13 protein-coding genes are annotated in these 15,199 nt (G+C 69.2%); 8 read left to right on the plus strand and 5 right to left on the minus strand.

The features are described 5' to 3' along the window. Positions 1-8: 8 nt before the first annotated feature. Positions 9-257, minus strand: coding sequence for an acetyl-CoA carboxylase (locus AC07RV_RS22155; protein WP_057591117.1), 249 nt, complete (start codon positions 255-257; stop codon positions 9-11). 50 nt (positions 258-307) lie between these two features. Continuing rightward, positions 308-1,081 carry a 5-oxoprolinase subunit PxpA gene (locus AC07RV_RS22160; RefSeq protein ID WP_296780752.1) on the minus strand — a complete coding sequence of 258 codons (774 nt, stop codon included), beginning with the start codon at positions 1,079-1,081 and terminating at the stop codon, positions 308-310. 223 nt (positions 1,082-1,304) lie between these two features. Between AC07RV_RS22160 and AC07RV_RS22165 the strand changes: the two genes are divergently transcribed. Continuing rightward, entirely contained in the window at positions 1,305-2,231 is a 927-nt protein-coding gene (locus AC07RV_RS22165) for a LysR family transcriptional regulator (RefSeq protein ID WP_296780755.1), read from the plus strand. Between the two features lie 15 nt (positions 2,232-2,246). On the opposite strand, the gene AC07RV_RS22170 is transcribed toward AC07RV_RS22165, so the two are convergent. Then, positions 2,247-5,396 carry an efflux RND transporter permease subunit gene (locus AC07RV_RS22170; RefSeq protein WP_057591120.1) on the minus strand — a complete coding sequence of 1,050 codons (3,150 nt, stop codon included), beginning with the start codon at positions 5,394-5,396 and terminating at the stop codon, positions 2,247-2,249. A gap of 56 nt (positions 5,397-5,452) precedes the next feature. Next, positions 5,453-6,682, minus strand: a complete 1,230-nt coding sequence (locus AC07RV_RS22175; protein ID WP_296780758.1) for an efflux RND transporter periplasmic adaptor subunit — start codon at positions 6,680-6,682, stop codon at positions 5,453-5,455. 292 nt (positions 6,683-6,974) lie between these two features. Here AC07RV_RS22175 and AC07RV_RS22180 point away from each other — a divergent pair, with 292 nt between their 5' ends. The 7 genes from AC07RV_RS22180 (at position 6,975) to mdoH (ending at position 14,770) form a co-directional block, all read left to right on the plus strand. Continuing rightward, entirely contained in the window at positions 6,975-7,325 is a 351-nt protein-coding gene (locus tag AC07RV_RS22180; protein WP_296780761.1) for a hypothetical protein, read from the plus strand. A 139-nt stretch (positions 7,326-7,464) separates the two neighbouring features. Further along, positions 7,465-8,823 (plus strand): tRNA (N6-isopentenyl adenosine(37)-C2)-methylthiotransferase MiaB, encoded by a 1,359-nt coding sequence (gene miaB / locus AC07RV_RS22185; RefSeq protein ID WP_296780763.1) that lies wholly within the window; start codon positions 7,465-7,467, stop codon positions 8,821-8,823. Further along, positions 8,823-10,247 carry a sensor histidine kinase gene (locus tag AC07RV_RS22190; protein ID WP_093353484.1) on the plus strand — a complete coding sequence of 475 codons (1,425 nt, stop codon included), beginning with the start codon at positions 8,823-8,825 and terminating at the stop codon, positions 10,245-10,247. The genes miaB and AC07RV_RS22190 overlap by 1 nt, the downstream gene beginning before the upstream one ends. A gap of 63 nt (positions 10,248-10,310) precedes the next feature. Then, complete coding sequence (locus tag AC07RV_RS22195; RefSeq protein ID WP_296780767.1) at positions 10,311-10,976, plus strand: hypothetical protein; 666 nt, start codon at positions 10,311-10,313, stop codon at positions 10,974-10,976. Then, a complete protein-coding gene (locus tag AC07RV_RS22200) occupies positions 10,973-12,373 on the plus strand; it encodes a sigma 54-interacting transcriptional regulator (protein ID WP_093353476.1) in 1,401 nt (466 codons plus the stop codon). The genes AC07RV_RS22195 and AC07RV_RS22200 overlap by 4 nt, the downstream gene beginning before the upstream one ends. 181 nt (positions 12,374-12,554) lie before the next feature. Continuing rightward, positions 12,555-12,761, plus strand: coding sequence for a hypothetical protein (locus AC07RV_RS22205; RefSeq protein WP_057591126.1), 207 nt, complete (start codon positions 12,555-12,557; stop codon positions 12,759-12,761). A gap of 5 nt (positions 12,762-12,766) precedes the next feature. After that, positions 12,767-14,770, plus strand: a complete 2,004-nt coding sequence (gene mdoH, locus AC07RV_RS22210; RefSeq protein ID WP_296780770.1) for a glucans biosynthesis glucosyltransferase MdoH — start codon at positions 12,767-12,769, stop codon at positions 14,768-14,770. A 57-nt stretch (positions 14,771-14,827) separates the two neighbouring features. On the opposite strand, the gene AC07RV_RS22215 is transcribed toward mdoH, so the two are convergent. Beyond that, positions 14,828-15,196 (minus strand): hypothetical protein, encoded by a 369-nt coding sequence (locus AC07RV_RS22215; RefSeq protein ID WP_296780772.1) that lies wholly within the window; start codon positions 15,194-15,196, stop codon positions 14,828-14,830. Positions 15,197-15,199 lie beyond the last annotated feature (3 nt).

Here is a 15,199-nt window from a genome sequence, read left to right on the forward strand (position 1 = left end):
CGTCTTCCTCAGGCGGTCTCGATCACGGCCAGCGGCTGGCCCGGATCGACCGGCTCGGCGTTCTCGACCGCGAAGCGCAGCAGGCGACCGGCCGCGTCGGCCGTGACTTCGCTGAACTGCTTCATCACCTCGACCAGGCCCAGCACGTCGCCCACGGCCACCGTGTCGCCCTCGGACTTGAACGGCGGCGCATCGGGCGCCGAGCGGCGGTAGAAGGTGCCCGGCAGCGGGCTCAGGACTTCATGGGTAGCGGACATGGGATGCACTCCTGGGGACGGAACGGAAAACGGGGAAGGGAAAGAGGGGATCAGCCCTGCGCGGCGAGCCCTGCAACCTCGATGCCATGCGCGGCCAGCGCGCGCCGCGTGACCTGCACCAGCGCGAGCGCACCGGGCGTGTCGCTGTGGATGCAGACCGAGTCGAAGCCGATGGCCAGGTCCTCGCCCTCGACCGTGCGCACCGTGCCCTCGGTGCAGGCGCGCAGCACCTTGGCCGCGACCGCCTCGGGGTCGAGCGCGCCGACGCGGCGCGTGAAGACGATGGAGCCGCTCAGGTCATAGTCGCGGTCGGCGTAGAACTCGCGCACCACGGGCTGGCCCAGCTCGCGCGCCACGCGGCAGGTGACCGAGGACTCCATGCAGAACAGGCGCAGGCCGGGCTCGATGCGCTGCAGCGCCTCGACCAGCGTGCGCGACAGCGCCTCGTCGCGCGCCGCGTGCATGTAGAGCGCGCCGTGCGGCTTGATGTGCTGCAGCGCCAGCCCCTCGAGCCGCGCGAACTCGCGCAGCGCGCCGAGCTGGTAGACCATGTCGTTGACCAGTTCCTCGGCCGGCGCCTGGATGTGGCGCCGGCCGAAGCCCACGAGGTCGCGAAAGCCCGGATGCGCGCCGATGCCCACGCCGTGCTCGCGCGCCAGCGCGACCATGCGCCGCATGATGTTCGGATCGCCGGCATGGAAGCCGGTGGCGATGTTGGCCGAACTGATCAGCGGCATCAGTTCCGCGTCGACGCCATCGCCGATGGTCCAGGGGCCGAAGCCCTCGCCCATGTCGGAGTTCAGATCGATCCGCTTCTTGTTCACGTGTGACAGCCTTTGTTCGATGGACGGGCCGAAGATTAGTGAGCGGTCCAAAGGCTGAAAAGCATTGTTTTCCGCGCGCTCGGTATCTGAAAAACAGATGCTGCGCAGCGGCGCATGCCTTGCTACGCTGGCGTCACCGCGCTCGCGCGGTATCGGGTTTTCACCAACCCATGCACTGGCTGCCCCGCGTTGCCGATACCGATCCACTCCCCGAAGCCCCGCCATGTCCCTGACCCTTCGCCAGCTCAAGTACTTCTCGGCGGTGGCCGAGGCCGGCCGCATCTCGCACGCGGCGCTGCAGCTCAACATCTCGCAGTCGGCCGTAACCACCGCGATCCGCGAACTCGAGGAGATGCTGGGCCAGCAGCTGTTCGAGCGCCATCCGCACGGCGTGGAACTGACCAAGGGCGGACGCCGCTTCCTGAGCCATGCCTACGCGGTGCTGGCCGCGGCCGACGAGGCGCAGCGCATGCCGCACGAGGACGCCGCCGTGCAGGGCGAGCTGACCATCGCCGCGAGCTACACCGTGCTCGGCTACTTCCTGCCGCACCACCTGCAGCGCTTCGAGCAGCTGCATCCGCAGGTCACGCTGAAGGTGCACGAGGTGGCGCGCGAGGCGATCGAGGAAGGGCTGATCACGCGGCGCTACGACCTCGGCGTGGTGCTGACCTCGAACGTGGTGCTGCGCGAGCTCTCGCTCGAGACCTTCTTCGGCTCGCAGCGCCGGCTGTGGGTGCCGGCCAAGCACCCGCTGCTCGACAAGGCCGAGGTCACGCTGGCCGACGTGGCGGCCGAGCCCTACATCATGCTCACGGTCGACGAAGCCGCGGCCACCGCGCTCAAGTACTGGGGCCGCACGCCGCACCAGCCCAAGGTGCGGCTGCGCACCAGCTCGGTGGAGGCGGTGCGCAGCACGGTCGCCAACGGCGGCGGCGTGACGGTGCTGTCGGACATGGTCTACCGCCCGTGGTCGCTCGAGGGCAAGCGCATCGAGACCATCAACCTGCGCGACCCGATCCCCACCATGAACATCGGGCTCGGCTGGAAACAGGGCGTGGATTTCTCGCCCGCGATGACGGCGCTGCGCGACTACTTCCGCCAGCTGTTCCTCGATCCCGCGTCGGCGCGGCAGGGGCGCGGGCGCGCCTGAGCCCGCGGCGCTCGCTCAGGCGTGCGAGACCTCGGCCTGCGCTTCCTTCGGCAGGTCGACCATCGGCCCGCTGCCGCTGTAGCGGTCGAGCGCGAGGTAGATCGCGGGCGTGATGTAGAGCGTGATCACCTGCGAGAAGATCAGCCCGCCCACCACCGCCACGCCCAGCGGCTGGCGCAGCTCGGCGCCGGCGCCCAGGCCCAGCGCGAGCGGCAGCGCGCCCATCAGCGCGGCCAGCGTGGTCATCAGGATCGGGCGGAAGCGCAGCCGGCAGGCCTCGCGGATCGCCTCCACCGGCTGCAGGCCCTCGGTGCGCTGCGCGTCGAGCGCGAAGTCGATCATCATGATCGCGTTCTTCTTCACGATGCCGATCAGAAGCAGGATGCCGATGGTCGCGATCAGCGTGAGGTCGAAGCCGAAGATCTTCAGCGAGATCAACGCACCCACCGCCGCCGAGGGCAGGCCCGCGAGGATGGTGATCGGATGGATGTAGCTCTCGTAGAGCACGCCCAGCAGCACGTAGATGACCAGCACCGCCAGCACCAGCAGCACGGCCTGGCTGGACTGCGAGCTCTGGAACACCGCGGCATCGCCCCCGTAGGTGGTGATGATCGACTGCGGCATCTTGAGCTCTTCCTTGAAGCGGTCGATCTTGGCGGTGGCGTTGCCCAGCGGCACGTCGGGGCCGAGATTGAACGACACCGTCACCGCCTGCAGCTGGCCCTGGTGGTTGACCGAGGTCGGGCCCACGGTGCGCTCGATGCTCGAGAAGGCCGACAGCGGCACCAGCCGGCCGGTGGTGCTGCGCACCGACAGGCGCGAGACGTCGTCCTCGAACTGCCGGTCGTTGTCGGCCGCCGAGAGGATCACCTGGTAGGTGTTGCTGGCCGCGTAGATGCTGCCGATCTGGCGGTCGCCGTAGGCGTTGTAGAGCGCGGTGCGCAGGTCGCCCACCGCCACGCCGAGCACGCCGGCCTTGTCGCGGTCGATCTTCAGCGTGGCCTGCAGGCCGCGGTTCTGCGAGTCGCTGGTGACGTCGCGGAAGTCGGGGTCGGCGCGCATGCGTTCCATGAGTCGCGTGGCCCAGGGCACCATCTCGCCGGCGTTCACGCTCTGCAGCGTGTACTGGAAGCGCGCCTTGCTCTGGCGCCCGCCCAGGCGCAGGTTCTGCACCGGCTGCATGTAGACGGCGATGCCGGGAATCTCGCGGAAGCGCTGGCGCAGCGACTCGAGCACCTTCGACATCTTCGGCCGCTCGCCGCGCGCCTTGAGCACCGCGAACAGCCGGCCCGAGTTCTGCGTGGCCGTGGGGCCGCCCACGCCGACGAAGGAGCTCACGTAGTCGACGCTGGGGTCGGCCATCAGCGCGTCGGACACGCGGTCCTGCAGCGCCTTCATGGCGGTGAAGGAGATGTCCTCGGCGGCCTCGGTCGTGATCTGGATCTGGCCGATGTCCTCCTCGGGGAAGAAGCCCTTGGGGATCGTGATGAACAGCCAGGCCGTGACCACGAAGGTGGCGCCGGCCATCAGCAGCATCAGCCCGCGGTGCGCCAGGGTCCAGTCGAGCGTGCGCATGTAGCTGCCGTGCACCCAGCGGTAGCCGCGCTCGAAGGCGCGGCCGATCGCGGTGCCGGGCTCGGGATGCTCCTCCTCGTGGTCGTGGCGCGCGCCGCCCTCGGGCCGCGGCACCTGCTTGAGCAGCCGGCTCGCGAGCATCGGCACCAGGGTCAGCGAGACGATCGCCGACACCAGCACCGCCAGCGCCACCACCACCGCGAACTCGTGGAACAGCAGGCCGATCACGCCCGGCATGAAGAAGATCGGGATGAACACCGCCACCAGCGAGATCGAGATCGAGACGATGGTGAAGCCCACCTCGCGCGCGCCGCGCAGCGAGGCGGCCAGCGGGTCCATGCCCTTCTCGACGTAGCGCATGATGTTCTCGAGCACCACGATGGCGTCGTCCACCACCAGGCCCACGGCCAGCGTGATACCCAAGAGCGAGACGTTGTCGAGGCTGTAGCCGAAGGCATAGAGCAGCGCCACCGCGCCGATCAGCGAGATCGGGATGGTGGCGGCCGGGATCAGGGTGGCGACCAGGCGGTGCAGGAACAGGAAGATCACCAGCACCACCAGCGCGATGGTGCCCAGCAGGGTGAGCTGCACGTCGTGCACCGCCTCGCGGATCGACAGCGAGCGGTCGTTGACCATCTGGATCTCGACCGACTGCGGCAGCTCGGCCTTGAAGCGCGGGATCAGCGCGCGCACCGCGTCGACCACCTGCACCGTGTTGGCATTGGGCTGGCGCTGCACGGCCAGCGAGATCGAGCTCTGGCCGTTGAAGCTGCTGGCGGTCTTGACCGACTCGAAGCTGTCCTCGATGGTCGCGACCTCGTCGAGCCGCACCGGTGCGCCGTTGCGCTGGCCGACGATCAGCTTGGCGAAGTCGGCCGCGCGCGTGAGCTGCTGGTTGGCCTGGATGGTGAGCGTCTGGCGCGGGCCGTCGAGCACGCCGACCGGCGTGTTGGCATTGGCCGAGTTGACCGCGCGCGCGAGCTCGTCGAGCGTGATGTTGCGCGCGTTGAGCAGGTCGGCATTGGCCTTGATGCGCACCGCGAAGGCCTTGCGGCCGTACACGCCCACCTGCGCCACGCCGTCGATGGTCGAGAGCGTGGGCGAGATCAGGTTCTCGGCGTAGTCGTTGAGCTCCGAGGGGTTCATCGACGGCGAGATCAGCGCGATGAACAGCACCGGCGCATCGGCCGGGTTGACCTTGCGGTACGAGGGCAGCTGCGTGAGCTCCTGCGGCAGCTGGCGCTGCGCGCGCAGGAGCGCGGCCTGCACGTCGACCGCGGCGGCGTCGATGTCGCGGCTGCTGACGAACTCGAGCGTGAGCGAGGTCACGCCCTGCGTGTTGACCGAGCTGATGGTCTGCAGGCCCGGGATGGTCGAGAACTGCTTCTCGAGCGGCAGCGCGACCGAGCTCGCCATGGTGTCGGGGCTGGCGCCCGGCAGCTGCGCATTGACGTTGATGACGGGCGTGTTGTAGCTGGGCAGCGCCGCGACCGGGATGCTGAAGTAGGCGAAGATGCCCACCACCACGACGGCCGCGGACAGCAGCACCGTCATCGCGGGACGGCGGATGCACAGCTCGGAGATGTTCATGGCCTAGACCTTCGCGCTGCGCGCTTCGGTATTCGCCTTGGGAGCGGCCCGGCGGCTCATGCGCGCTCCCGCTGCGTCGAGCGGATGTCGACGCCCTCGGACGACGCCGCGCTGCCGGGCGTCACGCCCGTGGTGCCGCCGGGCGCGGCCGGGGTCGCGGGCGTGTCGCCGCGCGGCTTGTCGTCGATGCGCACCTTGCCGTTGGGCCGCACGTTCTGGCTGCCCTCGATCACGACCTGCTCGCCGGGCTCGACGCCGCTGACCGCGACCCTGGTGCCGAAGGTATGCAGCGTCTTCACCTTGCGGCGGCTCGCGTTGCGTTCCTTGTCGACCACGTAGAGCGAGGTGCCCTCGGGCAGCATCATCAGCGCCGCCGCGGGCACCACCGTGACGCCCTCGAGCGTGCGCACCGTGATGCGGGTGCCGACGAACTGGCCGGGCCACAGGCTCTGGTCGGCGTTGTCGAACACGGCCTTGGCGCGCACGGTGCCGATCTGCGGATCGACCGTGTTGTCGACGAAGTTGAGCGTGCCCTGCAGCGTGTCCTTGCGGCCCGTGACCACGGCCTCGACGCGCGAGCGCGTGCGCGCGGCGGCCAGCAGGTCCTGCAGGTTGGCCTCGGGCACGGGGAAACTCACGGCGATCGGGTCGAGCTGCGTGACCGTGACCAGCGACAGCGTGGGCTGCACCAGCGTGCCCGGGTAGATGTTGACGGCGCCGATGCGGCCCGCGATCGGCGCATGCAGCTTGGTGTAGCTCAGCGCCACCTGGGCCGACTGCACCGCGGCGCGGTCGGCCGCGACCGCCGCGCGCTGCGCCTCGAGCTGCGACAGCGTGGCATCGGTCGCGCTCTTGGAGATGAAGTTCTGCGCCAGCAATTCCTGGCTGCGCTTGTACTGGCGCTCGAGGTCGGCCAGCGTGGCCTCGTCGCGCTTCTGCTGGGCCTGGGCGCGCGCCAGGTTGGCCTGGTCGTTGCGGTCGTCGAGCGTGAAGAGCAACTGCCCCTGCTTCACGAACTGGCCTTCCTTCACGTGCACCACGTCGACCGTGTTGGTCACCTGCGGTCGCAGGTCCACGCTGTTGAGCGAGACCACGCTGCCGTTGACCTGCACCGTGACCGGCACGTCCTGGCGCACGGCGGTGGCGAGCGTGACCAGCGCGGTCGGCGCGGCCACCGGCCCCTTGGCGCTCTTCGCCGCGGCGCGCTCGCCCGAGCCGCTCCACCACCATCCCGCGGCGGCGACGATCGACACGCCCACGAGGGCGATGACTGCGTTCTTCTTCATGGGTTTTTGTGCACTTTGGGCTGACAGCGGCTATTGGATCGCGGGGGGTTCCGAGTGTCCATCCACGCCGTAAAGAAAAGTAAAGGCCAGGGCGCCGCGCCCGGTAAAAACGGTCGGGATAAGCACCGATGGACAGGCACCCCGCTCGCTAGAATCCCCGCTCCACAGCCTCTGGATGAACCCCATGAACCGCTGCAAGACACCCACGAACGCTCTTCATTTCATAGCAGCCTGCGCAACGCTGGCAGCCACTTCCAGCTTCTTACCGCTCCAGGCGAGCGCGCAGGACGCGGTGCCCCGGCCGCAGACCCAGAACGAATCGCTGGTCGGCGGGCGCAATTTCCCGGTCGGCACCCTGCGCGGCAAGTTCCGCGTGATCGACGGCAACGACGTGATGCTCGACGGCCGCCCCGACCGGCTCGCGCCCGGCGCGCGCATCCGCAGCGGCCAGAACATGCTGGTGATGAGCGGCGCGATCACGGGCCAGAACCTGCTGGTCAACTACACGCGCGATGCAGCGGGCATGCTGCGCGAGGTCTGGATCCTCACGCCCGACGAAGCCACCGCCAGCCGCGAATCGCTGAACAAGCCCTTCCTCAACATCTGGCCGTTCGTGCAGAACGACACGGTCAACACGCAGTAGGCCCCTCGGCATCTCGCCAGCGGCCCTCGGCCGCACCGGCATTCCTTTCGCGGACACGCCCGCCGCTTTCGCCACGAAAGCCCCGTGTCCGCCCGGCCCTCCGCAAGACGAGGGCCCCTCCTATATAGAAGAGCTCCCCATGACCGCCAAGAAAGTCTTCATCAAAACCTTCGGCTGCCAGATGAACGAGTACGACTCGGACAAGATGGCCGACGTGCTCCATGCCGCGCAGGGCTACGAGCCGACGCAGAACGTCGACGAGGCCGACCTGATCCTGTTCAACACCTGCTCGGTGCGCGAGAAGGCGCAGGAAAAGGTGTTCTCCGACCTCGGCCGCGTCAAGCACCTGAAGGCGCGCGGCGTGAAGATCGGCGTCGGCGGCTGCGTGGCCAGCCAGGAGGGCAACGCCATCATCGCGCGCGCGCCCTACGTCGACATCGTGTTCGGCCCGCAGACCCTGCACCGGCTGCCCGAGATGCTGGCCGAGCGCGAGCGGCTCGACCGCCCGCAGGTGGACATCAGCTTTCCCGAGATCGAGAAGTTCGACCACCTGCCGCCCGCGCGCGTGGAAGGCGCCACCGCCTTCGTGTCGATCATGGAAGGCTGCTCCAAGTACTGCAGCTACTGCGTGGTGCCCTACACGCGCGGCGAGGAGGTCAACCGGCCGCTCGACGACGTGCTGGTCGAGATCGCCGGCCTGGCCGACCAGGGCGTGCGCGAGGTCACGCTGCTGGGCCAGAACGTCAATGCCTACCGCGGCCGCATGGGCGACACGGCCGAGATCGCCGACTTCGCGCTGCTGATCGAGTACGTGGCCGAGATCCCCGGCATCGAGCGCATCCGCTACACCACCAGCCATCCGAACGAGTTCACGCCGCGGCTGATCGAGGCCTATGCCAAGGTGCCGCAGCTCGTGAGCCACCTGCACCTGCCGGTGCAGCACGGCAGCGACCGCATCCTGATGGCGATGAAGCGCGGCTACACCGCCATGGAATACAAGAGCACGGTGCGCAAGCTGCGCGCGATCCGGCCCGAGCTCGCGCTGTCGAGCGACTTCATCGTCGGCTTCCCCGGCGAGACCGAGGCCGACTTCGACAAGATGATGAAGCTGATCGACGACTGCCAGTTCGACGCCAGCTTCAGCTTCATCTTCAGCCCGCGCCCCGGCACGCCGGCCGCCGCGCTGCACGACGACACGCCGCACGAGGTCAAGCTGGCGCGGCTGCAGAAGCTGCAGGCCGTGATCGACGGCAACGTGAAGCGCTTCGGCGAGGCGCTGGTGGGCAGCACCCAGCGCGTGCTGGTGGAAGGCGCCTCGCGCCGCGACGCGAGCGAGCTGATGGGCCGCACGGCCTGCAACCGGGTCGTCAACTTCGAGGGCGACGCGCGGCTCGTGGGCCGGATGACCGACCTGCGCATCACGCGCTCGCTGGCCTACACGCTGCGCGGCGAAGTGCCCACGCGCGAGCGCGCGTCCGCCGCCGGGGCGCTCGCCTGATGGCGAAGCGATCGATACGGGGCTCGTTCCAGCAGCTCCTGCTGTTCGCCTTCCTGCTGATCACCGCGCTGCTGGTGGGCGTGGCGCTGCGCTCGGTGCTGCAGTACGACACCTTGATGACGCAAAGCCGCGACGCCGCGGCGCGCGCGCTGCGGCTGTCGGGCGCGGCGCAGTCGCTGGCCGAGCGCAGCGCGGCGATGGAGCGCGCCGGGCGCCAGTCGCTGGTGCTCAACGATTCGGTGCTGCGGCGCCGCTTCGACGATGCCGCGCGCGAGGCCCACGGCGTGCTCGAGCGGCTCGAGAAGAACGGCCTGGCGCCCGCCAGCACCGAGGCCTGGCGCACCCAGCTCGGCGTGATCGAGGGCCTGATGAGCGGCAACGCCGACAGCGCGCTGCAGCGCGAGAGCACGATGGCGATGCAGTTCCGCGACCTCGACGCGCTCAACACCAACATCGCGCAGCAGGCCCAGTTCCTGATCGAGATGCAGAACGACGCGCTGGCCAAGCGCATCGAGAACGCGCGCCGCCGGCTGATGCGCGAGGTGGTCGCGGCCAGCGTGCTCGCAGTGTCGCTGGCGCTGGCCTTCGGCATCTGGCTGGCGCGGCCGTTCAAGCGGCTCGAGCACGCCATCGTCGGCCTGGGCCAGAACCGGCTCGACGAGCCGATCGACATCCGCGGCCCGGCCGACGTGCGGCGCGTGTCGCAGCAGCTCGAATGGCTGCGGCTGCGGCTGACCGAGCTCGACGCCGACAAGGCGCGCTTCCTGCGCCACGTCTCGCACGAACTCAAGACGCCTCTGGCGGCGCTGCGCGAGGGCGTGTCGCTGCTGGAGGACGGCGTGACCGGCGCGCTGAATCCGGCGCAGCTCGAGGTGGCGCAGATCCTGAACCAGAACACGGTGGCGCTGCAGGGCCAGATCGAGGCGCTGCTGCGCTTCAACGCGGCCGCCTTCGAGGCGCGCGAGCTGCGCCGCGAGCGCACCGAGCTGCTGCCGCTGATCGAGGAGCAGATCGAGTCGCAGCGGCTGCAGTGGCAGGCCCACGGCCTCACGGTGCGCGCCGAGGGCGAGCGCATCGCGCTCACGGTCGACCGCACCAAGCTCGGCACGGCGATCGCCAACCTGCTGTCGAACGCGATCCGCTTCTCGGCGCGCGGCGGCACCATCACCCTCGTGGTCTCGGGCACGCCCGAGGCGGTGCGCATCGACGTCAACGACGCCGGCCCGGGCATCGCCGAGGGCGACCGCGACCGCATCTTCGAGCCCTTCTACCGCGGCGAACGCCAACCGGAGCATGCGGTCAAGGGCACGGGCATCGGACTTTCCATCGTGCAGGAGTACATTGCAGCCCATGGGGGCCGCATCGCCCTGCTGCCCGAGGGGCCCGGCGCGCGTTTCCGCATCGAGCTGCCGCGCACGGCCTGAGCTTCCCGGCGCCCCCACATCCCCGTAGCCATCGCCAACGCCCCGCGTCGTCCTTCTTCGTCCATGTCTTTTTCGTCCGTACGCCCCTCCACCGCCACCCGCGCACTGGCTGCGCTGGCCGCGCCGTGGCTCCTGCTGCTGGCCGCCTGCAGCGCGCCGCCCAAGCCGCCCGCGGAAGCCGATGCGCTGCCGCCGCCGCCGGTGCTGCCACGCGTGATGCCGGTCGAGGCCGAGCCGAAGGCGCCGGCCACCCAGCCGGCCTCGCTGTTCACGCTGATGACCCAGGGCCCGGTGGCCGCCGTGCTGGCCTACGCCGACAAGATGCGCCCGCTCAGCGGCGCCGAACTGAGCGCCGAGATCCAGCGCCTGGGCGACCCCGGCGACGCGCCCACGGCGCAGATGCACCTCGCGATCCTGCTGTCGCAGACCCGCGTGCCGGCCGACCTGGCGCGCGCGCTGGGCCTGCTGCAGCGCGTGATCGCCAATCCCGCGCCCGAGGCCCAGCCGCTGCAGCCGCTGGCGCGCGCGCTGGCCGCGCGCTACATCGAGCAGCGCCGCGTCGAGGACGACCGCGACAAGCAGGTGCAGCAGCTGCGCGACAGCCAGCGCCGCATCGACCAGCTCAACGACCGCATCGAAGCGCTGCGCGCCATCGAGCGCAGCTTCGCGCGGCCCAACACGCCCGCGGCACCGGCCTCGGCACCGAACGGAAGCAGGTCCACCCCATGAGTACTTCGGGCGCCCGCCTGCTGGTCGTCGACGACGATCCGGACATGCTGCGGCTGCTGTCGATGCGGCTGAGCTCGGCGGGCTACCAGGTCACGGCCGTGACCTCGGCCGAGACGGCGCTCACGCAGCTGGAGATCGAGCATCCGCAGCTGGTGCTCAGCGACGTGCGCCTGCCCGGGCGCGACGGCCTGGCGCTGTTCGATGAGATCCGCAAGCGCCATCCCTCGCTGCCGGTGATCCTGCTGACCGCGCACGGCACCATCCCCGACGCGGTGGAAGCCACCGCGCGCGGCGTCTTCACCTACCTGACCAAGCCCTACGACGGGCGCGAACTGCTCGACAAGATTGCCCAGGCGCTCGCGCTGGGCGCACCGGCCACGGTGCCGAGCAAGACCGGCGACGACAGCTGGCGCGTCGACATCGTGAGCCGCAGCAACCGCATGGCCGAGCTGCTGGCCGAGGCGCGCATGGTCGCCAAGTCCGACGCCTCGGTGCTGCTGCGCGGCGACTCGGGCGCCGGCAAGGAAATGCTGGCGCGCGCCATCCACAAGGCCAGCGCGCGCGCCGACAAGCCCTTCGTGGCGGTCAACTGCGGCGCCATCCCCGAGGCGCTGCTCGAGTCCGAGCTGTTCGGCCACATGAAGGGCGCCTTCACCGACGCCCACGCCAACCACAAGGGCCTGTTCCAGCAGGCCGACGGCGGCACCCTGCTGCTCGACGAGATCGGCGACATGCCGCCCGCGCTGCAGGTCAAGCTGCTGCGCGTACTGCAGGAGCGCGCGGTGCGCCCGCTGGGCGCCAGCCAGTCGATCGAGGTCGACGTGCGCATCATCTCGGCCACCCACCGCGACCTCGATGCCGCGATGGAGGCCGGCCAGTTCCGCGAGGACCTCTATTACCGGCTCAACGTGGTGACGCTCACGCTGCCGCCGCTGTCAGCGCGCCGCGAGGACATCCCGCTGCTGGCCAACCACTTCCTGCAGAAGCTCTCGACCAAGTACGGCAAGCGGCTGTCGGGCTTCGCGCCCGAGGCGCTGAAGGCGCTGACCACCGCGGCCTGGCCCGGCAATGTGCGCCAGCTCTACAACGTGGTCGAGCAGGTCTGCGCGCTGTCGAGCTCGCCGCTGATCCCGCTGGCGCTGGTGCAGCGCGCGCTGCGGGTGCCGACCGTGGAGGTCCAGACCTATGCCGAGGCCAAGCAGCGTTTCGAGCGCGAATACCTGGTCGGCCTGCTGAAACTGACCGACGGCAACGTCGCCGACGCGGCCCGCCTGGCCGACCGCAACCGCACCGAGTTCTACCGCCTGCTGCAGAAGCACGAACTCACGCCGGGCCACTTCAAGGCCGACGCTGTCGCTCCGGGTGGCGAGGGTGTCGCTGACGAGCGACGCCCCTAAGTCGTTGATTTATATGGGTGTTTTTCGGCAGGCCGGTGAGCTTGTCGGGATTCGGCGACAAAAACGGGGGTTTTGAGGCCCTTTTCGCCCTCCGGCCCCCGGAAATTCCGGCCGAAGCGGCCTAAGTGCTTGATTCCAAAGCACTTTTCCATGCTGGCACAGGGTTTGCCCCTGTAGTGGCATGACAGCATTCAACAGCCCATCTTTCGCACTGCGTCCGCAGCGCGACGGCCTGCGTCAAAAGCAGTTTTCCGCCTCGCGGCCCCGTGCCGCGGGCCATTCGCCAGCCGCGCTCGCCAGCGCCGGCGGCGTCGCGACGGATTGCGTCTTCAAGCGCTTTCCGGCCATTGGCGACACCTCCTCCTCCCTCGACAAGCAACGTTGGTAAACACCATGAAGCCGAACGACTTCTCCCAACTCAATGTCCTGGCCGATTCCGACTTCTCGCGCCGCAGCCCGGTGCGTGAGGAACGCCATCCCAACGCCGTCACCGCGCCTCCGGTCAACCGCGGCTCGATGACGCCCCGCCCCTGGCGCGGCTTCTGGAACAGCATCGGCACCGCCCTGCTGGTCCGTCTGGGTGCCGGCGGCAAGCGCGAAAGCGCCCCGGCCGAAGCCAAGCAGCCGTGGCAACGCGCCGCCTCGCAGCGCCGCCTGGCCTTCATGCTGCTGACCGTGCTGAGCACCGTGGTCGCTTCCACGCTGTTCGCGGGCGTGCAGCCCGACTACGACAACGTCTGGCTCGAATACGGCCAGATCGGCCTCTACGGCCTGCTCTCGGGCTGGGTCGTGACCGGCTTCGTGACCGCCCTCATGGGCTTCTACGTCTCGGTGCGCGGCGACAAGCACGCGCTCTCGGTCAAGCAGGTGGCCAACCACCCGATGAACCCCGAGGCCCGCACCGCGATCATCATGCCGATCTGCAACGAGGACGTGGCCACCGTGTTCGCCGGCCTGCGCGCCACCTGCGAATCGGTCGCGGCCACCGGCCACGCCAAGCAGTTCGACGTGTTCGTGCTGTCCGACAGCTACAACCCCGAGACCGCCGCCGCCGAGCGCGCCGCCTGGGAAGACCTGCGCGCCGCGCTGGCCGACAGCCCGAACCAGCCGCAGGTCGAGGTCTACTACCGCCTGCGCACCCGCCGCACGCACCGCAAGGCCGGCAACGTGGCCGACTTCTGCCGCCGCTGGGGCAAGGACTACCGCTACATGGTCGTGCTCGACGCCGACTCCGTGATGAGCGGCGACTGCCTGACCTCGATGGTCAAGCTGATGGAAGCCAACCCGAGCGCCGGCATCATCCAGACCGCCACCCAGGCCATCGGCCACGTGACGCTGCATGCCCGCGCCCAACAATTCGCTTCCCGCGTGACGGGCCGCCTGTTCACGCTGGGCATGCAGTTCTGGCAACTGGGCGAATCGCACTACTGGGGCCACAACGCGATCATCCGCGTCGAACCCTTCATGAAGCACTGCGCGCTGGCCCCGATCAAGGGCACCGGCGGCATGTCGGGCGGCATCATGTCGCACGACTTCGTCGAAGCCGCGCTGATGCGCCGCGCCGGCTACAACGTGTGGCTGGTGTCCGACCTGGTCGGCAGCTACGAACAGCAACCGCCGGACCTGCTGGCCGAACTGCAGCGCGACCGCCGCTGGTGCCAGGGCAACCTGCAGAACGCCCGCCTGATGGCCGAGCCCGGCATCCACTCGGTGCACCGCGCGATGTTCGTGACCGGCACCATGGCCTACGTTTCCGCTCCGCTGTGGCTCGCGTTCCTGACGCTGGGCACCGCGCTGTGGCTCAGCGGTTCGAGCCTGATCTCGAGCTGGAGCGTGCTGCCGACCGAACTCGCCGGCCTCTGGATCTGGACCCTGTGCCTGCTGTTCCTGCCCCGCGTGCTCGGCATCGTTGCCGTGCTGATGCGCGGCGAGCAACGCCAGTTCGGCGGCCTGTGGGGCCTGATCAAGAGCTCGGTGATGGAAAGCGGTCTCGCGATCGTGCAGGCACCGGTGCGCATGCTGGCCCACTCGCTGTTCGTGCTGGTCGCCCTCACCGGCATCAAGCTCGACTGGAAGTCGCCCCCGCGTGAAGCCGCCGCCGTGCCGTGGAAGGTCGCTGCCTCGCAGCTGGCCCCCATGACGCTGGTGATCGCACTGCTGGCCGTCGGCGTCGCGATGATCGACCCGAGCGCCCTGATGTGGCTCATGCCGGTCGGCCTGCCGCTGCTGCTGGCGATCCCGCTGACCGTGCTGACCAGCCAGATCGCGCTGGGCACCACGCTGCGCGACCGCGGCTTCCTGCTGATTCCCGAGGAATCGCGTTCGCCGGCCGTGCTGCGCCGCGCCTGGATGCATGCGCTGCGCCTGTCGCGTCCCGCGGCGCTGGCCACGGCCTGACGCGCTGACACCGCACCAACGAAAAAGCCGGCCACTGCGCCGGCTTTTTTGCGGGCCTTATTTCTTCGGTGCCGAGAGTATGGCGAAGGCTTGGTTGAACGCATCCGTCAGCACCGTATCGGGGTGCCGCCTGAATTCACTCACGGTACCCCAGTAACCGAGCTTGTCGTTTTCGTAAGCCAGGAAATAGGGATCTGTCGCCACGGAACTGGTCATGAAGTAGCGCTGAAAGCTGAACGTCCGCCCTCCGGATCGAACCTCCGTCTGCTCTAACGGCCCCTGCTTCAAGGCTGCGGAGACTTCGGCACTCCCCATTCCCTTGCTCAATACCTGCAGTTGAAGGTAGCCGATCGACGGCCCCGCGCAACCCGTGAGCAGCAGGATGGCAAGCAAGGCGCCCTGGCTGAGTTTTCGTGCGGATTGCATTTG

The sequence above is a fragment of the Variovorax sp. GW821-FHT09B01 genome (assembly GCF_059418345.1).